The 21,471-nt window shown below is 67.6% G+C and carries 19 protein-coding genes; 3 read left to right on the top strand and 16 right to left on the bottom strand.

Going from position 1 to position 21,471, the window contains the following annotated elements; all coding sequences use genetic code 11:
• Nucleotides 1–26: 26 nt before the first annotated feature.
• Nucleotides 27–437, bottom strand: a complete 411-nt coding sequence (locus tag ACM0PB_RS15920) for a DoxX family protein (protein ID WP_065196179.1) — start codon at nt 435–437, stop codon at nt 27–29.
• Between the two features lie 95 nt (nt 438–532).
• On the opposite strand from ACM0PB_RS15920, the gene ACM0PB_RS15925 reads away from it, so the two are divergent.
• Nucleotides 533–1,414: a LysR family transcriptional regulator gene (locus ACM0PB_RS15925; protein ID WP_139726674.1), complete on the top strand. Its 882-nt coding sequence runs from the start codon at nt 533–535 to the stop codon at nt 1,412–1,414.
• Nucleotides 1,415–1,507: 93 nt separating this feature from the next.
• On the opposite strand, the gene ACM0PB_RS15930 is transcribed toward ACM0PB_RS15925, so the two are convergent.
• Entirely contained in the window at nt 1,508–4,570 is a 3,063-nt protein-coding gene (locus tag ACM0PB_RS15930; protein ID WP_414604865.1) for a bifunctional diguanylate cyclase/phosphodiesterase, read from the bottom strand.
• Between the two features lie 177 nt (nt 4,571–4,747).
• Here ACM0PB_RS15930 and ACM0PB_RS15935 point away from each other — a divergent pair, with 177 nt between their 5' ends.
• On the top strand, nt 4,748–6,859 hold the full coding sequence (locus ACM0PB_RS15935; RefSeq protein WP_065179266.1) for a M13 family metallopeptidase: 2,112 nt from the start codon (nt 4,748–4,750) through the stop codon (nt 6,857–6,859).
• A gap of 110 nt (nt 6,860–6,969) precedes the next feature.
• On the opposite strand, the gene ACM0PB_RS15940 is transcribed toward ACM0PB_RS15935, so the two are convergent.
• Nucleotides 6,970–7,899 (bottom strand): oxygenase MpaB family protein, encoded by a 930-nt coding sequence (locus ACM0PB_RS15940; RefSeq protein WP_065196175.1) that lies wholly within the window; start codon nt 7,897–7,899, stop codon nt 6,970–6,972.
• 309 nt (nt 7,900–8,208) lie between these two features.
• Here ACM0PB_RS15940 and ACM0PB_RS15945 point away from each other — a divergent pair, with 309 nt between their 5' ends.
• The gene (locus ACM0PB_RS15945) at nt 8,209–8,823 is read left to right on the top strand and encodes a hypothetical protein (RefSeq protein ID WP_049411437.1); all 615 of its coding nucleotides are present in this window, start codon (nt 8,209–8,211) and stop codon (nt 8,821–8,823) included.
• Between the two features lie 39 nt (nt 8,824–8,862).
• Here ACM0PB_RS15945 and ACM0PB_RS15950 read toward each other — a convergent pair whose 3' ends face one another.
• From ACM0PB_RS15950 to ACM0PB_RS16010, 13 genes are all read right to left on the bottom strand, one after another.
• Nucleotides 8,863–9,207 carry a hypothetical protein gene (locus ACM0PB_RS15950; protein WP_065179265.1) on the bottom strand — a complete coding sequence of 115 codons (345 nt, stop codon included), beginning with the start codon at nt 9,205–9,207 and terminating at the stop codon, nt 8,863–8,865.
• Between the two features lie 33 nt (nt 9,208–9,240).
• On the bottom strand, nt 9,241–10,011 hold the full coding sequence (locus ACM0PB_RS15955) for a LytR/AlgR family response regulator transcription factor (RefSeq protein WP_005415102.1): 771 nt from the start codon (nt 10,009–10,011) through the stop codon (nt 9,241–9,243).
• Nucleotides 10,001–11,260 (bottom strand): sensor histidine kinase, encoded by a 1,260-nt coding sequence (locus tag ACM0PB_RS15960; protein WP_414604862.1) that lies wholly within the window; start codon nt 11,258–11,260, stop codon nt 10,001–10,003. The genes ACM0PB_RS15955 and ACM0PB_RS15960 overlap by 11 nt, the downstream gene beginning before the upstream one ends.
• Nucleotides 11,261–11,545: 285 nt before the next feature.
• Entirely contained in the window at nt 11,546–13,195 is a 1,650-nt protein-coding gene (locus tag ACM0PB_RS15965) for a M28 family metallopeptidase (protein ID WP_065179264.1), read from the bottom strand.
• Between the two features lie 360 nt (nt 13,196–13,555).
• Complete coding sequence (locus ACM0PB_RS15970; RefSeq protein WP_164093140.1) at nt 13,556–15,211, bottom strand: CsgG/HfaB family protein; 1,656 nt, start codon at nt 15,209–15,211, stop codon at nt 13,556–13,558.
• Nucleotides 15,212–15,227: 16 nt separating this feature from the next.
• A complete protein-coding gene (locus ACM0PB_RS15975) occupies nt 15,228–15,905 on the bottom strand; it encodes a hypothetical protein (RefSeq protein ID WP_005415096.1) in 678 nt (225 codons plus the stop codon).
• A 97-nt stretch (nt 15,906–16,002) separates the two neighbouring features.
• Nucleotides 16,003–17,103: a hypothetical protein gene (locus tag ACM0PB_RS15980; RefSeq protein ID WP_414604863.1), complete on the bottom strand. Its 1,101-nt coding sequence runs from the start codon at nt 17,101–17,103 to the stop codon at nt 16,003–16,005.
• A complete protein-coding gene (locus tag ACM0PB_RS15985; protein WP_065196172.1) occupies nt 17,094–18,290 on the bottom strand; it encodes a hypothetical protein in 1,197 nt (398 codons plus the stop codon). The genes ACM0PB_RS15980 and ACM0PB_RS15985 overlap by 10 nt, the downstream gene beginning before the upstream one ends.
• Nucleotides 18,291–18,396: 106 nt before the next feature.
• Complete coding sequence (locus ACM0PB_RS15990) at nt 18,397–19,659, bottom strand: RNA polymerase sigma factor (RefSeq protein ID WP_414604864.1); 1,263 nt, start codon at nt 19,657–19,659, stop codon at nt 18,397–18,399.
• Nucleotides 19,660–19,704: 45 nt separating this feature from the next.
• A complete protein-coding gene (locus ACM0PB_RS15995; RefSeq protein ID WP_005415092.1) occupies nt 19,705–20,061 on the bottom strand; it encodes a DUF1428 domain-containing protein in 357 nt (118 codons plus the stop codon).
• A gap of 24 nt (nt 20,062–20,085) precedes the next feature.
• On the bottom strand, nt 20,086–20,496 hold the full coding sequence (locus ACM0PB_RS16000; protein WP_021202152.1) for a VOC family protein: 411 nt from the start codon (nt 20,494–20,496) through the stop codon (nt 20,086–20,088).
• 40 nt (nt 20,497–20,536) lie between these two features.
• Nucleotides 20,537–20,959 (bottom strand): VOC family protein, encoded by a 423-nt coding sequence (locus tag ACM0PB_RS16005; RefSeq protein ID WP_111175762.1) that lies wholly within the window; start codon nt 20,957–20,959, stop codon nt 20,537–20,539.
• Between the two features lie 67 nt (nt 20,960–21,026).
• On the bottom strand, nt 21,027–21,440 hold the full coding sequence (locus ACM0PB_RS16010) for a YciI family protein (RefSeq protein WP_053500761.1): 414 nt from the start codon (nt 21,438–21,440) through the stop codon (nt 21,027–21,029).
• Nucleotides 21,441–21,471: the final 31 nt, after the last annotated feature.

Here is a 21,471-nt window from a genome sequence, read left to right on the forward strand (position 1 = left end):
GCTCCAGTTGCAGGATCAGGCGGCGATCAGCGCGAACGCAGGGTCCACTTGCCGTCGCCGACCAGGAACAGCACCACCAGCGCCAGTGCCCAGAACGCCGGGTATTCCCAGCCGCCGCCAGCATTGGCGAAACCGAAGCCGTTGGCGCCGTGCACGGTGACGATGGTGCCCAGCAGCAGCGGCACGCCGGCCAGGCCGACCCAGCGCGCGTAGATGCCCAGCAGCAGCGCAGTGGTGATCACCAGCTCGGCGCCGATGGTGAGGTAACCCAGCACGCCGGGCAGGCCCAACGATTCGAAGAATGCCGCCGTGCCCGCCGGGGTGAACACCAGCAGCTTGATCAGCGCATGGACCAGGAACAGCACGCCCAGGGCCAGGCGCAGCAGGGTGGCGCCGTAAGGGGCCAGCGGCGAAACGGGAGGGGGGGCGGTGTGCATGGGAAGCACCTTGAAGGGAGTGGATACAGGTTATTGCTACTTCACGAGCCGATAAATACGATCGTCTGACGGTATTTATTTCATAAGGCGCAACAATGGACACCCTCGAGGCGATGCGCGTGTTCGTAGCGGTGGTCGAGCGCAACGGCTTCAGTGCCGCGGCACAGGCCCTGGGCATGTCGACCGCCGGCGTCACCCGCCAGGTCGCGGCACTGGAAAAGCGCCTGTCCACCCGCCTGCTCCACCGCACCACGCGGCGGGTCAGCCCCACCAGCACCGGCGCCGCCTATTACGCCCAGTGCGTGCGCCTGCTGGCCGAGTTCGACGCGCTGGAGGCCAGCATCGGCGCGCAGGCGCTGGAACCCTCGGGCACGCTGCGCATCAACGCACCGGTCAGCTGGGGCATCGCCCGCCTTGGCCCGTTGCTGGCCAGCTACCGCGAGCGCTTCCCGCAGGTGGAACTGGACCTGGCCCTGTCCGACCGCCTGGTGGACATGGTCGAGGAAGGCTACGACGTGGCCATCCGCATCACCCGCGAGCCGAGCCCGGCGCTGATCGCGCGCCGGCTGGGCGAATCGCGGGTGAGCCTGTGCGCGGCGCCGGCCTACCTGGCTGCACGCGGTACCCCACAGACGCCGCAGGACCTGCAGGATCACGCATGCCTGAGCTACAGCTACTGGGCCGCTGGCGACCACTGGCCGCTGCAGGGACCCGGCGGTGAAGTGAAGGTGGCGGTGAACAGCCTGCTGCACGCCAACAACGGCGACGTGCTGCGCGAAGCGGCGATCGCCGGCATGGGTGTGATCCTGCAACCCGACTTCCTGCTGGAACACGCGCTGGCCGATGGCCGCCTGGTACGCGTGCTACCGGAATGGGAGGCCTCGCCGATCGGCATCTTCGTGGTGTATGCCAGCCGCAGCCACCTGGCGCCGAAGGTGCGCAGTTTCATCGACCACCTGGTGGAGGCCGGGGTGTAGCCGAGTCGGGTGCCTGCCGGCCAGCGGCCGGCACTACCGTCATGCTTCAGTCGGGTAGTGCCGGCCGCTGGCCGGCAAATACGAAGCCCCCGATCAGGCAGGGACTTCATCCAGCGCGTCGATGATCCGCTCCAGCGGCGCCGGCCGCCCCAGCAGGTAGCCCTGCACCTGGTCGCAGCCATGCGCAGCCAACCAGTCCAGCTGCCCCGGCGTTTCAACGCCCTCGGCGATGATGGTCAGGCCCATGCTGTGGCCGAGCGACAGCAATGCGCGGCAGATCGAAGCGTTGCGCGGATTGGTTTCCACGTCCGCGACGAAACTGCGATCGATTTTCAGGATGTCCAGCGGCAGGTGCTGCAGGTAGGACATGCTGGAATAGCCGGTGCCGAAATCGTCCAGCGACACGCTGATGCCCTGCTCGTGCAGGCGCTGCATGGTCTGCATCGCCTGCGCCGGCTTGCGCATCAGGCTGCTCTCGGTCAGCTCCACGTGCAGTGCGCCGCGGGCCAGTCCGAACTCCTGCTGGACGCGGGTGAATTCGGCCACCAGGTCGCTGTTGAAGAACTGCACTGCCGACACGTTGACTGCAATCGGCAGCTCCCCCCAACCGGCCTCGACCAACCGCCGCTGTGCCTTCGCCGCGGCGCGGATCACCCAGCGGCCCAGTGCCAGGATCAACCCGGTGTCCTCGCACAGCTGGATGAACTCGTTGGGCGGGATGAAGCTGCCATCGGCCTGCGGCCAGCGCAGCAGGGCCTCCAGCGCGGCCGGGCTGCCATCGCTGGCGTGCCGGATCGGCTGGAAGTACAGCTGGAACTCGTTGTCGATGGCGGCATGGATGCGCCCGGCCAGGCGCAGGCGGTCGGCCAGCCGCGTGGTCACTGCCGCATCGAACCAGACCACCACGTTGCCCTCGGCACGCGCCGCGTGCGCGGCCTGCGCGGCCATGCCGATCACCTGCTCGGCGCTGTGGCCGTCACCGGCAGTGTGCACGGCCACACCGATGCGCGGTTCGAACTGGTGCAGTGAATCCTTGCCACGCATCGGCGCTGACACGATCTGCAGCAGGTCATCCAGCACGCGCTGGGTATCGTGCTCGGCCCCGATCGCGAACACGAAGTCTTCCGCCGGCTGGAATGCCAGCGTGCCGCAACGCGCCCCCAGTCCACCGAGCCGGGTCGCCATCGACTGCAGCACCGCATCGCCGATCTCACGGCCCAGCGTATCGGCCACAAGCTGCAGGCCACGCAACTGCACGAAGGCGATGGTGTAGCCCTGCTGCTGCTCGTCCAGCTGTTCGGTCAGGGCGCGCACGTTGAGCAGGCCAGTGGCCGGGTTGTGCCGTGCCCGATAGGCCAGGTCACGCTCGTAGGCCAGCCGTTCGCTGACATCCTCGGCCAGCACGAGGCACGCGGGTTGTCCGTCGAAATCGAGCCTGGACAGGTGTGCGCGCACCTCGAACACACTACCGTCCTTGCGCCGGTGCAGGCGGACGGTCGCGTCCGGAGGATCGCCCACCTGTGCGCGCTGGATGGCACCACGCACTTCGTCCCAGCCTTCGCGCGGGCGGATGTCGAGGATGCTCATCGACAGAAACTCGTCGCGGCTGTAGCCGTACTGGCGCACCGCAGCGTCGTTGACCTCGATGAAGCGCAGCGTATCCGGGTCGAATACCCAGAACGGTGCAGGATTGCGGTCGAACAGCAGCCGGAAGCGGCGCTCGACCTCGCTCACCTGCTCGCGCGCCTGGTAACGCTCACTCAGGTCGGTCAGCGCCCCGATCATGCGCCGCTCGCTGTCGGCCACTTCCACCCGCTGCCCACGTGCGCCCACCCAGCGCACCTCGCCCCCGGGCAATACCAGGCGGAACACCTGGTCGAGCACGGCGCTGCCGGCGAATGCCTGGTCAAAGGCATGCTGCAGGCGCGCGGCATCGTCGCGGTGCACGCGTGCGAAGAAATCGGCAACCGGCAGCGCATCGGTCTGCACGCCAAAGATCTCGCGCGCCAGCGGCGACCAGCGCAGCAGTGCGGCGTCCTCATCCACGTACCAGGTGCAGACACGACCGACCTGGTGCGCAAGACGCAGCTCGGCGTGGCCTGTTTTCAGCTCCTCGGCCATGGCCTGCTGGCTGCGGGTGCTGCGCCGCACGGCGTACAGCAGCACCAGCAACACCGCGATGTAAGCCAGTACGATCGCCACCGACGCCTGCAGGTACGGCCACCACGGCGCCAGTACGTCTTCGTCGGCCAGGCCGACCTGCACCGCCAGCGGGCTGTGTTCCAGCGTGCTGATGGTGATGATGCGCGGTACGCCGTCGACCACGCCCGGCACGCTTCCCAGCTCGACCACCGCCTGCGTGCCGAGCAGGTCACGGCGCGGCAGGTCGTAGCGGCGGCCCACCGTGCCGTGCGGATCAGGCACGCGGGCCAGCATGTAACCCTCGGCATCGCTGATCGAGACCAGTCCGTTGGGGCCGACATCGAGGCCGCCGACGATGCGTTGCAGTTCGCCACAGCGCAGCCGCGCCAGCAGCCAGCGCCCGTCGGCCATCGCCAGCGCCAGCGGCACCACCCAGCCGCCATCGCTGGCCCGCTGCGGCGGGCCGATGTGCAGCGCGCTGCCCAGGCCACGGCGCTGCGGATCGGTCCACAGCGGCAGCTGCAGGTCGCCCGTGCCGGCCGTCAGCGGTCGGCCATGGCTGTCGAGCACGACGATGCTGTGCAGCTCGGCATGCCGGCGCAGCACGCCGCCGATGGAGGCATCCATCAAGGCCGGCGCCTGTACCGGCACACTGCGGAACACCTCGACGGCGTCGGCGGCGATGCCGGACAGGGCGCGTTCCAGGTTGCGCAGCTCCAGCGCCAGCAGGCGCTCGCTGCCCACCGCCAGCGCGCGGCTCTGCCGCTGCGCCGCTTCCAGGCGGCGGTGGTAGTCATTGACCAGCATGAGGGTCAGGCCGGTCACCAGCAGAACGCCCAGCAGCACACCGCCCCAGGTGATGGCGCGCAGCGGCCGTGCCAACGTCCGTTTCAGCGCGGGCATCGGTTGATCTTCCTTGTGCAGTCGGCTGGCTTCATGCGCGAACGAATCCTCCACGTCCCCGACCTCAACGGCCGGCGGACGCCATTCTTGACGCCTGACCCCACCCTGCATGGCCACCTCCCCCGTGTCCACGCAGGGCTCCAGGGTCCAGCATGCACCACCCCGGTGACGGCGTGAAGATCGCGTCTGCGCGTTCAGCCAGATCCTGCACAGGACGGGCGGCGCAAGGACGCGGCCAGTGGCGCCGGAGCGGATTAGACTTGGGGTTTTCCGCTGCAAGAGAAGTCCATGTCCAAGCTGCGCCGTCCCACCCTGGCGCTGGCCATCGTTGCCAGCCTGTCCCTGGCCGCCTGTGACCGCCCGGCCGAACCGGCCGCCGGTGCCACCGCGCCGGCCGATGCCGCCCCCGCTGCGGCCAAGCCGATGCTGGGCAGTTTCGGCTTCGATGCCAGCGGCATGGACCGCAGCATCGCCGCCGGCGACGACTTCTTCGGCTTCGCCAATGGCACCTGGGTGAAGAACACCGAGATTCCGGCCGACCGCTCGCGCTTCGGCAGCTTCAACGTCATTGCCGAGAAGACCCTGGCCGACACCCGCGCCATTCTCGAAGGTGCCGCCGGCAACACCAAGGCCAGCGGTGACGACAAGCTGATCGGCGATTACTACGCCGCCTACATGGACGAGGCTGGCATCGAGCAGCGCGGTCTGGCGCCGGTGCAGCCGCAGCTGAAGGCCATCGATGCGATCGCCGACAAGGCCGGGCTGGCCCGCGCCCTCGGCGGCGACCTGCGCGCCGACGTCGACCTGCTCAACGCCACCAACTTCTACACCGACCGCCTGTTCGGCCTGTGGGTCTCGGTGGACATGCTGCAACCGGACCGCACCGCGCCGTACCTGGTGCAGGGCGGGCTGGGCATGCCCGACCGTGACTTCTACCTGGGCGATGGCCGCATGGCCGAGCTGCGCAAGCAGTACCAGGCCTACATCGCGCAGATGCTGCAGCTGGCCGGTGTGGCCGACCCGGCTGGCAAGGCGCAGCGCATCCTGGCGCTGGAAACGAAGATCGCGCAGGCGCATGCCACCCAGGAAGAAACCAATGATGTGACCAAGGGCGCCAACCCCTGGACCCAGGCCGACTTCAATGCCAAGGCGCCGGGCATGGACTGGAGCGCGTTCCTCGATGCGGCCGCGCTGGGCAACCAGCAGGACTTCATCGTCTGGCAGCCCAAGGCCGTGGCCGGCCTGTCCAGGCTGGTCGCCACCGAGCCGCTGGACGCCTGGAAGGACTACCTGGCCTTCCACGCGCTGGACCGTGCCGCCGCTTACCTGCCGAAGAAGTTCGCCGATGCCCGCTTCGCCTTCCATGGCACCGCGCTGAGCGGCACGCCGCAGCAGAGCGACCGCTGGAAGCGCGCCGTGGATGATGCCAACCATGCCGTCGGCGAAGCCATCGGCAAGCGCTATGTCGAGAAGCACTTCGACGCCAAGACCAAGGAGCGCGCGGACGAGATGGCGAAGAACATCATCGCCGCGTTCGCCAAGCGCATCGACGCGCTGTCGTGGATGTCGCCGCAGACCAAGGCACATGCCAAGGCCAAGGTTACCGGCCTGACCGTGGGCATGGGGTATCCGGAGAAGTGGCGCGACTACACTGGCCTTGAGATCCGCCGTGATGACCCGCTGGGCAACGCGCAGCGCGCCGAGCTGTTCGAGTACCAGCGCAACATCGCCAAGCTGGGCAAGCCGGTCGACCACAGCGAGTGGGCGATGCTGCCGCAGACCATCAATGCGATGAACGTACCGCTGGAAAACCGCCTGGTGTTCCCGGCGGCGATCCTGCAGCCGCCGTTCTTCGACGGCGCCGCCGACGACGCGGTGAACTACGGTGCGATTGGCGCGGTGATCGGCCACGAGATCAGCCATGGCTTCGACAACGCCGGTGCGCTGTTCGATGAAACCGGCAAGCTGCACAACTGGTGGACCGCCGAGGACCTGAAGCAGTTCAACGCCGCCGGTGATGCGCTGGCCGCGCAGTTCAGCAGCTACGAGCCGTTCCCGGGCGTGCATGTGAACGGCAAGCTGACCCTGGGCGAGAACATCGCCGACGTGGCCGGCCTGGGCACCGCCTACGACGCCTACCAGCTGTCGCTGCAGGGCAAGCCGGGCCAGACCCTGGAAGGCTTCACCCCGGACCAGCGCTTCTTCCTCGGCTTCGCCCAGGCCTGGCGCAGCAAGAGCCGCGAGCAGGCGCTGCGCAACTCGCTGCTGACCGATGTGCATGCACCGGGCCAGTTCCGCGCACTGACCGTGCGCAACATCGACGCCTGGTACCCGGCGTTCGAGGTGAAGGAAGGCCAGAAGCTGTACCTGGCCCCGGACAAGCGGGTCAAGGTGTGGTGATGTAACCGGAACGGGCGCCGCAAGGCGCCCGTTTCACTTGCGGGTAGCTGCCAACCTTGGTTGGCGCTTCCGCGGCACCGCGTGAAGGGCGTGCCAACCAAGTTTGGCACCTACCAGGCAACCGCGGGCCACTCGCGCAGGATCTCCACCGGAGCGCCCATGCGTGCACAGGCGCGACTGGCCAGGCCATCGGGCAGTGCGCGGCGGAACAGCGGCGCCATGCCCTGCATCAGCTTCGCAGACGCCGCCGCCTGCGCGCGCTGGCGGCCACTGCGTTCAAGCATGCCTTCGGACCAGTCCGGCAGCAGCGCCGCGCCCGCACCGAGGAACACCTCGCGCGACAGCCCCGGCACCGGTACCGGCAGGCGCACGCCGGACAGCACCTCCAGCACCTCGCGCGAGCGCTCATCCACACGCAGCTCCGGCTGACGTGCACAGAAGTACGCCGCCACTTCCGCTTCGCTGCGCGGCACATCCACCGCGCCCAGTGCCTCGGCCACGCAACGGTACTCGTCGTAATAGCGATCGGCGATGTGCGCCGGCACCTCGCGCCCGTAGCGTCGGAAACCCTGCAGGAAACCGAAGGCTTCGGTCACGTGCACCCAGGTCAGCAGTTGCGGATCGTCGGCGGCGTAGGGCTCGCCCTGCGCGGTCTGCCCGCGGATCTGCGCATGGATGCGGCGCACCTTGGCCACCAGCGCCTCCACCTCGCCGCTGGGCGCATAGCTGGTGCCGGCAACGAAGGCCGTGGTGCGGCGCAGCCGACCCACCAGGTCCTGGCGGAAATTGGAGTGGTCATAGACCCCGGCCAGCGCGCGTGGGTGCAGTGTCTGCAGCATCAGCGCGCACAGGCCACCGGCGAGCATCGAGGGGAATTCGGCGTGCAGCCGCCAGGTGACGCTGTCCGGGCCGAACCAGCCCGGGTCGCCCTGCGGATGGTCGTAATCGATGCCGCTCTGGCCGCGCGGGAAGGCGTCCAGTACCCAGCGTCGGATCGGCGCGGTGACGGGGCGGGAGAGTCGCTGCAGCAGAGCCGGCATCACAGGTCCAGGAAAGGCGGAAGAACAGTCGCGTCTTGCGCGGTTGGCTCCGATTCTCGGCGATCACGCCTCCGGCGGCGAGCCTCCCCGCTCAGCGACGGTTTCATGTGCGGCCGCAGCACGTTTCACCCTGCGACATCCTGTCGCAGGCTGCGACTGCGATGATGCAATGCATCAATTTTCACCCCCGCCGGGCAAACCCTTGCGCCGCTTGGCATTGCCCCCGTTGCACGGCCCGCTGGAAGTGCTAGAACTGGACCTGCCACACCGTCCAATGCTGATCGACGCACGTTCCACAAGGAGCCAGCCATGATTGCCTTGTTCAAGGGTTTGGGAATTCTGCTTCGCGACAACGAGCTCTACAGCAGCCCGTTCGACAAACAGGTGGCGCACTGGCGCAACCTGAGCGAGCAGCAGATCCGCGATGAAGTGGCGGTGCTGGCCCAGGCCAAGTGCCAGTGGCTGATCGCCTCGATCGTCGGCTGGCAGGCGGCCTCGCTGCTGATCCTGGGCCTGATCGCCAACTACCTGTGGCGCGATGACTTCCATATCACCTTCACCCGCGTGGTGATCGTGTTCGGCTCGTGGGTCTCGATCCTGTTCGTGATCTGGTTCATGGCCAACATGTTCGATCAGCAGGCCGGCTTCGAGCGCTGGATGAAGGCGTTCAACAGTCGCGCCCGCATCAGTTCCAAGGCCGACAGCGTCGAACACGTGGCCGAGGCGCTGGACCTGGCCGAGCACTACCCGGAAGTGCTGGACTACAAGCAGGCGGTCACCGCCAGGCGCGAACTGCGCCACGAGGACATCCGCATCATGACCGAGATCGGCCGGATGAAGCAGCACTCCGAACTGGTCGGCCGCCTCAACCATGTGGGCGAGACCGAGCACCATCACGACCTGACACTGCAACCTGCCTACTGAGCCTTCAGGGAAGCGGGGGGACCCACACTGCCACCGTGATCACTCACGGTGGCAGTGTTCTATCGGGTCCTGGCTGACGCACTGGCGGAAGCCGTCGGGCAGGCCACGCATGGCCTCGGTCTTGCCTGCTGCAACTGCGAACCGGCGCAGCGGCGGTGCGGTACACGCCGCATCGGGGCTGCAGCCCGGATCGAGCACCAGGTAGTGGCAGGCACCACTGCTGCTGGCAATGCACTGGAAACGAGCCTCGCCATCGACGACGGTAGCCTTGCTGTACAGCGTGTCCACGCCGTTGGCGTGGGTGCGCGTGATCGAGGTGTTGCGGGACCTTTCGCAGCCGGCCAACGCCAGCACGACAATGCACGCAATCAACAGTCGGGGCATGTTCGTTCCTCGGTGAAGGGGATGCTGCTGCGGCTACATGCCGCGGAACAGGCTCATGAACGGCTGGCTGACCACCAGCGTCTCCGTGCGCCCGCGCAGGCGCAGCACGCCGCGCCCGGTATCGTCGCGGCTGACCGCCGCCACCGCCTTCATGTTGACGATGGTCGAACGATGGATCTGGCGGAAGTGCTGCGCATCGAGCACTTCCAGCAGCTCGCGCAATGGTGTGCGCAGCAGGCTTTCGCCGGTGGCGGTGACCACGGTGGTGTACTTGTTGTCCGCGCGGAAGTAGGCCACGTCTTCCAGCATGATCAGCTGCGTCTCGCGCCCGTTGCTGGCGGTGATCCAGGCCAGTGGCGGGCGCTCGGCTGCGCCCTGCGATGGGCCCAACCGCTGCAGCAGGCGCTCCAGCACGGCATCGTCCTGGCGCGTCGATGGCAGCCGCGACAGGATGCGCTCGCGGGTGGCCAGCAGGCGCTCGTCGCTGACCGGCTTCAACAGGTAATCCATCGCGCCCTGCTCGAACGCATCGATGGCGTACTGGTCGTAGGCGGTGACGAACACTACCTGGGTGCGCGGGCTCAGCTCGGACAGCGAGCGTGCCACCTCGATGCCGCTGATGCCAGGCATGCGGATATCGAGAAAGGCGATGTCCGGCTGCTTCTCGGCCAGCTGCTCCAGTGCGCTGGCACCATCCTCGCACTCGGCCACTAGCGCGAGGTCCGGCCACAGCCGGCCCAGCTGCTCCACCAGTGACTGCCGCAGCAGGTCCTCGTCTTCGGCGATCAGGGCTTCAAGCGGCATGGCTGCGCTCCTTGTGCGACTGCGGCAGGGTCATGGTCGCTGCCACGCCGCTGGGGAAGTTGGCGACGATCGCCACGCCGGCCTGCTCACCGCAGGTCAGGCGCAGGCGCTCGCGCAGGTTCTTCAGGCCGATGCCGGTACCACTGGTGCACTGGCCGAAGCCGAGCCCATCGTCGGCCACGGTCACCGTCACGTGGTCATCGAAGCCGCGCGCCAGGATCCAGATCGTGCCTCCGCCGGGCTTGGGTTCAAGGCCATGCTTGATCGCGTTTTCCACCAGCGTCTGCAGCGCCATCGCCGGCAGGTGCACGCCATGCAGTTCGTTGGGCACCTGCACTTCCACCGCCAGCCGTGCACCCATGCGGATGCGCAGGATCTCCAGGTAGGCGCGGGTGCGTTCCAGCTCCACGCCCAGCGTGGACACCGATTCGTCCACCTGTGGCAACGAGCTGCGCAGGTACTGGATCAGGTGGCCGAGCATCTGTTCGGCCCGTGCCGGGTCGGTGCGGGTCAGCACCTGCGCATTGGCCAGCGTGTTGTAGAGGAAGTGCGGTTCCACCTGCGCATGCAACAGGTTCAAGCGCGCCACCGACAGTTCCTTTTCCACCTGGGTCTGTTCGGCCGCAGCCTGTTCGTCGCGGCGCTGGTCGGCGACGCGGCGACTGATCGCGCGGGTGACTGCTTCGGCGTTCTCGAAGTTGCTGCCCTCGTCCAGCGCCAGCAGGTCGGCCCACCAGCCGGCATCGGGTTCGAACAGCAGGGTAACAGTGCTGGTGCCCTGCCCCGGCGTGACCGTTGCCAGCACGCTGTTGCGCTTGATCGCCAGCCGCGCAGGCAGATTCCAGCGCGATGGCTGGCGGCCATTCCAGAGATCGACCCGGCGCACATAGGCGCGCACCTGCAGGCTGCCGGCCGAGCTTTCCACATCTTCCACGCGGGGTAGTTCGGAGATTGCCGCCTCCACCACCGAAAAGGCGTGGCCGGCGTCCATCGGCAGTTCGATCTGGCGGCGCTGGCGACCGGACAGGGTGGTGGCATCCAGGCGACCGGCCACCAGCCAGACCCGGCGGATGTGGGTGATGGCACTGCCCAGCGCGGAAATGATCAGGAACATCGCCAGCAGGCCGAAAATCCAGCCCGGGCCATCGTTCATGCCACTGAAGATGCCGCTCCAGACCATGCCAGCGACGAACAGCGCCGCAGCCCAGGCCAGCAGGTGACGGAACAGGAGTGAAAGGCTGGCGAACACGGCGGCGCCTTGGAGGAAGGGGGTGAGCCGAGCATAGGGCGGCCGGCCGGGCAAGCAAGCGCCCTGCGACGAAGGGCCGGAAAGTGCGGATGGAAGCCGCTATGGAAATGCCGGGAACGCGCCTGCGCATTCGCGCTGGCGCTCCCACGGCTCGCCTGCGCAAGCCGTGGGCCCCATCTCACCAGCACCCACACCCCCGCGCCTATGGCGCCGCCCCCTGACTCAGGGGACGGTTGCCCGGACCGAGTGCGGTTGCCGGCCAGCGGCCGGCACTACCGGTGCTTCTTACTTGCGCTGGCCGGCGCTGGCGTCACGCACGGCGCGGAACGACTCATCCTTGCTCCAGTTCGGCCAGCTGCGCGCGTTGGCCAGCTGGTTGCCCAGCGTGTACAGCACTTCCAGGTCGCGGGCGGCACCGGCGAACACCCAGTCCGGCTGCCATTCGTCGCCCTGCTGGTGGTAACGCTTGGCGGTGTAGTCCTCGGAGGCCTTCTTGCCTGCGGCGACGCCACCGTCCACCCAGTCCTGGCCGGCCGACCAGGACAGCGCCGGCACGCCACGCTTGGCGAACGGGAAGTGGTCGGAGCGGAAGAACAGGCCCGCTTCCGGCTTCGGGTCCGGCGTGTAGCGGATGTCCCAGCCCTTGGCCACGTCCTTCAGCTGGTCCAGCAGCTCGAAACGCGCGGCACCGTAGATGCCGAAGTCACGCGACGGGCCGAACGGCGCCATGCCGTCCATGTTGATCACCGCCACGGTCTTTTCCAGCGGGTACAGCGGATGGGTGGCGTAGTACTCCGAACCCAGCAGGCCCTTCTCCTCGGCGGTGACCGCCAGGAACAGCAGCGAGCGCTGCGGGCGCGTTTCCTTGGCGAAGCCACGGGCAAGCTCGAGCAGCGAGGCGGTACCGCTGGCGTTGTCCAGTGCGCCGTTGAAGATGCGGTCACCGCGCGCGTCCGGCTCGCCCACGCCAATGTGGTCCCAGTGCGCGCTGTAGATGATCGTCTCATCCGGATGGCGGCTGCCTTCCAGGCGTGCGGCCACGTTGTGCGAGGTGATCACTTCGGTCTTCACCGCGTACTTCGCGTCCAGGCTGGCGCCGGTCAGCGGCACCGGGGTGAAGTCGCGCTGCTGCGCCTTCTTCTTCAGCGCCTCGAAGTCCTGCCCGGCGGAGCGGAACAGCTCCACGGCCAGGTCGCGCTGGATCCAGCCTTCCAGCAGCGGGTGGCTTTCGGCCGGGTTGTCGCGCACCACGTCGAACATGGTGTTGGTGTTGGAACCGGCCACGGTGGCCCAGCCATAGGAGGCCGGTGCGGTCTCGTGCACGATCAGCACGCCCAGTGCACCCTGGCGCGCGCCTTCCTCGTACTTGTAGGTCCAACGGCCGTAATAGGTCATGCCCTTGCCGTCGAAATCACCTTGGCCGGTTTCGAAGTCCGGATCGTTGATCAGTACGACGGCAATCTTGCCCTTCAGGTCCACGCCCTTGAAGTCGTCCCAGTTGCGCTCCGGCGCTTTCACGCCATAGCCGAGGAACACCAGCGGGGCCTTGCTGATGTCGACGTTGCTGGCGCCGTTCATGGCGGCGCGCACGGCAATCTGCTTGCCCTGCTCCAGCGCAACAGTCTTGCCGCCCTGGTGCAGCGCCAGCTGCGGTGTGCCGACGATGTCGCCCTTGCGCAGCGGCACGGCCTGGGTCCAAAGGCGCTTGCCGTCCTTGAGGTCGCCGCCCGGCTGCAGACCGGCGTCGGCAAACTGCTTGCTGAGGTAGGCGATGGTCTTCTCTTCGCCGGCGGTGGCCGGCGAGCGGCCTTCGTAGGCGTCGGAGGCCAGTTCCTTGACGTCGGCGGAGATCCGCGCGCCATCGAATTTCGGGGTGGCCGCCATCAGTGCGCTCGACACCGACAGGGCCAGCACGCCCAGTACCACTCGTTTCATTGCTCTCTCCAGCAGGGAAATCCTTCTGGAGTGTAATGGGATTCGGCAGGGCTGCGCCCTGCACCCGCCGAAGCCAGGGCAGCAGCAACAGCTGGAGCAACAGCAACAGCAGAAGCAGGCATTCGGTGGGATGGCGGGGTGGGTCCGGTTGCGGGGGACGCCGTAAACCCGTCCTTGGGGGCTTGGCCGCGGCATTCATGCCGCGGACACCCCCGCAACCGGACCCACCCCGCCTTCGACAGATCTCTGCTGCTGTTGGTGGGTGTCGACCTTGGTCAACACGGACGGAAACACGAAGGGGTCAGATCCCTTTCCCGGCAGGAAAGGGCTCTGACCCCATCTGTGTGTTGCTTGGGCGTGTTACCAGTTCGGGTCTTCGGCCGGGGCGGCAGCAGGCTTGGGCTTCGGCTTGGCCACCGGGCGCGCGGCGGTAGCCGGTGCTGCCGAGGCCGTTGCGCCAGCAGCAGCGGCAGCCGGCTTGCTGCCCAGCTTCTGGCGCAGTTCGATCTGGCCCGGACGGAAGCCGCCGCGCATCGCGTCGACGCCATCTTCGATGGTGCCGTACGAGGTCTGCGCAGCCACGCGGTCGATGCGGATGGTGCAGCACGGGTGTTCGCTGCGGCCCAGCGAACGGCCGGTCTGCGGGTCCTTCAGTTCCTCGCCCAGGCGCACGGCCTGCCAGCGCTGGCCGGCCTGCACGGTGTCACCGCCTTGGCTCAGCACCACCTGGTCACCGTCCACCGACACCACCGATACCGGGAACAGCGTGGTGACGATGCTGGTGCCGATCTGGCCGGACAGCGATTCCATCATCGCCGCAGCCATGTTGCGGCCGTTGACCACACGCGGCAGGGTGCTCGGGCCGGTCGAGGCCAACTGGTGATCGAAGCTGTCGGACATCACCACCTGGCCAGTGGTGGCGTTGACCAGGCGCAGGGTGATGCGGCCGCCACCGGAGTATGAGGTCACCTGACGGTCGGACATGCGCAGGTTGCGCACGCTGCGCGGGTACTCGAAGCGTTCGATGGTCGGGATCAGGATCAGGTCGGTCGCCAGCTGCTGGCCGACGCGGGCAGTGTCCTGCAAACGCACGTTGCCGCTGTTGATGTGGTCGATCTCGGCCTGCAGTTCGTCGCCGAACTCGCGATCCAGCACGATGAAGCGCTGGGTCTGGGTCAGCGTGTCGGACAGGCGTGCGCGGATCGCGTCGGCCACTTCATCGGCGCTCACGCGGCCATCGCCCACGGCATAGCTGCCGGCCTTCGTACGCGGCAGCGCGACCACGATCTTCGGCTTGCCCTGCTCGTCCGGTGCGCGGTACTGGGCGATCTGGGCACGCACGCGTACCTTCCAGTAGCTGCGCATGCTGCGGTGGGTCACGTCGGAATCGAACGAGCTTGCACCACGCTTGGCATCGACGCTGACCTTCTCGTCGTAGCGCTCCTTGACACTGGCCGAGGCACCGCCGCCCTTGGCCGTGGCTTCGCCAGAGGCGCTGGCAGAGGCCGAACCCTTGAAGCTCCAGCCTTCATCGCTGGCGCGCACGCGCGCGATGGTTTCCTCGTCCAGCTGCCGCACTTCGTCCTGCGACAGGATTTCATAGCCCAGCACCGCGCCCTGCGAGCCGGCGATCATCTGCTGGGTGAACGCGTCGGCGCGGATATCGCCGACGTGTTCGTCATCCACGTCCACATGCAGGCCTGCGCGCAGGCCCTGCATCTGGCTGGCCACGCGTACACCGTTGACCTGCGCCACCGCCGACTGCAGCGCCGCCAGCACCGCCAGTTCCGGGGTGCTGCCGATGCCGTCGGCCTCGCGCGCGACCTGGGTGGTGCCGCCGAAATCCGGCGTGCCACGCAGGGGCGCTGCTTCCACTGGCGCATTGCTGGCCAGTGCACTGGTTGCCTTGTCCTTGGCGGGTGTGGGCGCATCGGCGGCCGGGGTGTCCTGCTTGCCGCAGGCTGCAAGCAGCACGGCGGCCAGGCCCAGGCCGATCAAACGGGAGGTCGTACGCATGGGGTTGATCCTCGGATCAGATCGAGTCGAGCATCGAATCGGCGTTCGACGGCACCTTCACCTTGCTCTTCTTGGCGAAGGTCACGGCCGACTTGGTCGAGCCGTACAGGCCCTGGATGAAGCCCGGCGATTCCTTGGCCACCCATGCACCGGCAGCCAGTTTGCGGCCGACGGTGGCCATCTGGGTGGCGCCCAGGTTCTTCATGCCGGCGGTGAAGTTGCTGGCTTCGCCGCCCAGCTTCTGCGCTTCGGCAGCCGACGCCAGCAGCGAGACCAGGCCTTCGGCATAGTGCTGCTTGGATTCAGCGTTCAGCTCCGGCTGCGCGGCCTGGCGCTCGTCGATCGCGGCCTGGGCGGCTTCGCTGACCGACACCGACTTCTTCATCGCATCGACGCTGACCGAACCCGACGACAGCGCCTGGCGCTCGGCTTCCAGCAGCTGCACCTGCTCGGCCAGGCCGAAGGCACGGGCGAACGAGGTCTGGGCCTGCAGCGAGTGCGACTGCGAGCTGACGAAACGACGCACCAGTGCTTCCTGCGCGGCTTCATCCGGTGCGGCGGCACTGGAGGCGCTGCTGCTGGAGGTACCGGTGGCGGCGCCGGCCAGGTCCTTCAGCTTGCCCAGGCCGGCGTGCGCCGGCATCGACAGGGTGGCGGCCGCGATGGCCAGGACAAGAGCGGTATTGCGGATCATGTGAGAGTCCTTTGGGAGAGACGGCCGCGGTGCGGCACGTGGGGAATCGGTAACCCCGGTGGATGTCGAGCGCGCTCGGCACCCACGGGGCGGCGGATCAGCGGACCGCCTTGACGTTCAGTTCGTTGATCATCTGCTGGGCGGCCTTTTCGGCAGCCAGCTGCAGGGCATTGGTACGGGCCACGGTTTCATTCGGGCCGGTGCCGGAGAACTGCACGGGGCCGACCGACGACACGGTGCGCGGGAAACGACCGGTCACGTCCAGCACCTTGCCGGTGACAGTGACGAACACGCGGGTGTTGCCACTGGCCGGGTCGCGGTCGCGCATGCCGACGTCGAGGGTGCCGACGGCGATGTACGGAATGTTGGCTGCACGGATGCCGTTGGCGGTGTCACGCAGGGTGGCCGGGGCCAGGTCGTTGCCGGTGCTGAAGTCCTTGCGGATACGCTCGATGCTGAGCAGGCCACGCGACTCGCCTTCCACGTATTCGGCTTCAACCACTTCGTAGCCGGCGGCGCTGAAGGCACCGGTCATCGCGGTGTTGACCTCGGCGGCGTTGGCCACCTTCCAGGTGATGTTGTCGGCGCGTGCGGTGGTGCTGCCGCCGCTGGTGACCGACACCGATCCGTTCTGGTTGATGCTGCCGTTGGTGCTGACCGAGTTGCCGCGGAAGCTGTCGCCCTCACGGGTGTTCTCGCTGTAGCTGCTGCTGGCGTCGAGGCGGCGGTATTCCTTGTCCTGGAACGACTGCACGGTGTCCTGCGAGCGCGCCATGAACAGGAAGGTCAGCAGCGAGCGCTGCGCGGCGGTGGCACCGGCCACGGCCGAACCCGCATCCAGCTTGGTCTGCAGCAGGGTGGTGTTGATCTCGGCACGGACGGTGACGGTGTAGGTCTTGGCCTTCTTGTCTTCGGTGTCCGACAGCTGCACCGCGCTGAGCACGTAGCGGTCGATCTCGCCGATGAACTCGGCGCGGCGCGCTTCGAACAGGCGCAGCTTGGCCGCACCGGTTTCGGCGATGTATGCCTCCAGGGCGTTGACCTTGGCCTTGTTCAGGGCCTGGGCACGGGTATCGGCACTCAGGCGCAGGCCGTAGCTGGCCGAGCCGGTGCCGCGCGAACTCGCGGTCTGCGCAGCGACCGGCGAGGCCACCACCAGCGCGATGAGGATGAGCAGGATGGTACGCATCAACGACATGACTTGATCAACTCCTGGAGGGCTTGGGTCTGCTGCTGCAACGGGCGGCCGCCCGGCTTCTGTTCGTCCAGCCAGGCGCGCGAATCGGCACGCTTGGCGGCGGCGCCGGCGAAGGCATCGAGCCCGGCCAGCAGGGTTTCGTAGCTGGCCGACCACTGGTCGACCTGCCACTGCGTGGCCGGAACCACCTTGGTGGCCCCCTTGCGCAGCGGCTGTTCGAAATAGACCTTCCCCGAGAACGGTTCGGTCACCTTGGCGGTGAAGAAGGCGCCGAACAGCATCGTCTTCATCGCCGGGGTTTCCTCGATCACGCCGTTCTTCAATGCATCGACCTGCAGGTTGATGACGTAGTCGGGTTCGGGAATCTTCAGCTGGTAGACCTTGCCGTCGGCAAAGCGGGCAGCCATCGCGCCACCGATCGCCTGGCCCGAGGCCGGCGGCAGCAGCCCGACGCCGGTGTTGGACGACAGCGTCTTGGACAGTTCATGGGCCAGCGTGGCGCGCAGCGGCGCTTCCCACTTTGGGTCGGGCAGCTTGGCGCGGACCGCGTCGGACAGGGTTACACCACCGACCTGCAGACGGCGCACCGCCGCGTCGGGCAACCTGGCCTGGGCAAGGCTGGCCGCCAGCACCTGCGACAGGCTGGTATCGGCGCCGCCATACAGCAGATCGGCGACGATCGCGTCGATATCGTCGTTGTCCGGTCGGTAATCCTGCACGTCGATGCGCTGCAGCGTGAGCGGATAGGACGCGATCACCTGGCGCTCGCGGAAGTCGAAGAACAACGCCTGCAGCGCCACTTCCACCAGCACCTTGTACTGGTCGCCGATCGGCTCGACCGAGACCAGTTCGCGGTCCAGCGCGGCGGCCAGCACGGTGGCGCTGGTGGTGCCGTCGAGCATCGCCACCGGCTGGTCGATCAGCTCCAGGTGGGCCGGTGCGCGGCGCTTGAGCGACTGCGCCAGCGTCTGGTTCAGCGGGATCAGGCCACGCCGTTCCAGCACCGCATGCGCATGTGGCGTGGTCGCCTGCACGGCGGCGGCGTCAGCGGTATAGGCAAAACCGGCCCAATAGGCCTGCTGCGATTTGTCCGCGGCCTGCACGGCCATCGGCCATACGGCCAGGCACAGGGCACAGGCAAGCAGGCGCGCAAAAGCGCGCGATGCGCTCTTCGTCCTTGAATACATCCAACCGCTCCTCGGTCAATACGCACGGAATGCGGGCGCTGATGCGTCCGCTGGGCGCGAAACATAGCCGCTAAGGCGCGCGGCGACAAGTGCTGTCCTTGTCGGCTCAGTCCGTGGGGGGCAGGCCCGCCCGCTGCCGCAACAGTCCACGCTCGGCCTGGTTCTGGCTGAGCCGAGCCGCCTCGCCAAAAGCGTCACGCGCATCCTGCTCGCGCCCCAGTGCCTGCAACAGCTCGCCACGCACCACCTGCAGCGGCGCGTAGTCACGCAGGCGCGCGTCGACCAGCAAGGGCTGCAGCTGCGCCCAGGCGGCAAAGGGACCGTCGCTGCGCAGGATCGCCACCACCCGGTTCAATGCCACCACTGGCGAAGGCTGCACCTGCAGAAGCTGTGTATAAAGCGCAGCAATGCGCGGCCAATCGGTGGCGTCAGCGCGACGCGCAGCCGCATGGCAGGCCGCGATGCGCGCCTGCAGCACGTAGGGATCCTGCCCGCCGCCTGCGGCCAGCGCACGTGCCAGTGCCTGCTGACCACGTTCGATCTGCAGCCAATCCCAGCGCGCGCGGTTCTGCTGGTCCAGCAGCACCGGCGCGCCCTGCGCGTCCACCCGCGCCGCTGCACGCGAGGCCTGCAGCTCCATCAGCGCCAGCAGGCCCAGTACCGGCGGCACCGGCAACCGATGGGCCAGGACGCGGGCCAGGCGCAGCGCTTCCTCGCACAGCGCCGGGCGCATCCAGTCGTCGCCGGCGCTGGCCGCATAGCCTTCGTTGAACACCAGGTAGATCGCCTCCAGCACCGAGGCCAGGCGCTCCGGCATCGCCTCCGCGCGCGGCACTTCATAGGGCACCTGCTTCTGCGCCAGGGTGCGCTTGGCGCGCACGATGCGCTGGGCGATGGTCGGTTCCGGCTGCAGGAACGCGCGCGCGATCTCCACGGTGGTCAGGCCACCGAGCAGGCGCAGGGTGAGCGCCACGCGCGCATCGGCCGGCAGCACGGGATGGCAGGCCACGAACATCAGCCGCAGCAGGTCATCGCCCAGGTCGTCCTCCAGCGCCTGGCTGTCATCGGGTGCCGGCAGCGCCGCCGGATGCAGTTCCTCGCCCCATTGCGCGTGCTGCTGAGCCACGCGTTGGTGCTGGCGCAGCACATCGATGGCACGGTTGCGCGCGGTGGTCATCAGCCAGGCTCCGGGGTTGTCCGGGATGCCCTGCTCCGGCCAACGCTCCAGCGCGGCCAGCCAGGTGTCCTGGGCCAGTTCCTCGGCACGGCCGACATCGCCACCGAGCAGCCGCGCCAGGCGCGCGATCAGCACTGGCGACTCCATCCGCCAGAGGGTTTCCAGACGCTGCGTCAGTGCGGGCTCGAGCATGCGCCGATCACAGCACGCACGCCCGGCCCGCACAAGCGCCGCAGCTCACGCTTCAACAATCGGCTTGAAGCCACCCCAGAACATGCGCCGGGTATCGAACGGCATGTCCTTCGGGCCCAGCGACGCCAGCCGCGGGTCGGCCATCACCTTTGCGTTGATGCGGTCGCGTGCCGCGCGCGAGCGGAACACCACGAAGGCGACGATCACCGTCTCGCCCGGTTTCGCCTTGACCGCGCGCGGGAACGAGGTGCTCTTGCCCGGTTCCACATCGTCGGCCACGCATTCCATGTACTGCAGCGCGCCATGGTCCTTCCACACCACGCCGGCCTTGCGGGCAAGGCGGCGGTAGGCCGCCACCTTGTCCTGCGGGCACGGCAGCACGTACGCATCCACGTAAGCCATGAGGGTTCTCCCTTGCGGCGGCCGTCAGCCCGGCTCGCCGTCCATGTGTGCGATTTCCCAGAGATGGCCATCCAGGTCCTGGAAGCCGCGCTGGTACATGAAGCCCAGGTCGCGCGCCGGCTGCGGCTCGCTGGCGCCGGCGGCCAGTGCCTTGTCCACCAGCTCGTCAACGGCCTTGCGACTGGGTGCCGAGAGCGCATTGATCACTTCCGTGTGGGTGTGCGCGTCGGCAATCGGCTTGTTGGTGAACTGCTGGAAAAAAGGTTGGGTCAGCAGCATCACATAGATGCTCTCGCTTATGACCATGCCAGCCGCATCGTCATTGGTATAGGTTGGATTGAAGCTGTAGCCCAGCGCGGTGAAGAATGCCTTGGACTTCTCCAGGTCCTGCACGGGCAGGTTGACGAAGATCATCTGCGGTTGTGGTGCACTCATTGGTAACGCTCCTTGTGGATGAAGAGGAAAGAGGGAGGGATCAGGGCTGCTTCATGCAATTGACCATCCACGGCTTGCCGTAACGGTCGATCAGCATGCCCCAGCGATGTGCCCAGAACGTTTCGCCGATCGGCATCTGCACCTGGCCACCTTCGGCCAGCGCGGCGAACACGCGTTCGGCTTCTTCGATGCTGTCGACGTCGACATTGATGGTGGTCGAGCCGCCCTCGCCACCGCCGGGACCGTCGGCCGCCATCACGATGGCGCTGCCGATCTCCAGCTGGCTGTGCGCAACGTGGTCGAGGGTTTCCGGCGGCATTTCGTTGCAGCCCGGCGAGCCATCGGAGGGCGGCATGTCGCGGTACTTCATTTCCGAGGTGACCTGGCCACCGAGTGCCTTGGCATAGAACGCCATTGCCTCGTGGGCCTGGCCGCTGAAGCCGAGGAAGGGAATCAGTCTCATGGCAATACTCCGTTGTGCGGTTCAGGGCGATAGTGCCGGGGCGTGCCCGGCAGGGAGAGGAATCGGATCAGCCTTCCAGCTGTGCACGCAGACGCTGTTCCTGCTGCTGTAATTCGGGGGTGAAGGCTTCACCAAAGTCTTCTGCGGAGATCAGCGGACGCAGTTCCAGCGTGCCGCCCTCGCCGAATGGCGCACGGCTGGCCCATTCAACGGCCTCGTCCAGCGACCGCACCTCCCACAGCCAGAAGCCGGCGATCTGTTCGCTGGCAGGACCGAACGGACCGGCCTCGACCTTGGGTGCCCCGCCGCCGAAATGAATGCGACGGCCGCGCTGGGTGGCGTGCAGGCCTTCACCGGCCAGCATGATGCCGGCGGCCACCAGTTGTTCGTTGAAGGCGCCCATTTCGGACAGTTCCTGTTCGCTGGGCATGCGGCCGGCTTCGGAGTCGGCGTTGGCCTTCACGATCACCATCACTTTCATTTCGGTCTCCCGTGGGACGCGTGGTGCGTGC

It is taken from the genome of Stenotrophomonas sp. AR029, assembly GCF_047520695.2.
GTDB lineage: Bacteria > Pseudomonadota > Gammaproteobacteria > Xanthomonadales > Xanthomonadaceae > Stenotrophomonas > Stenotrophomonas sepilia.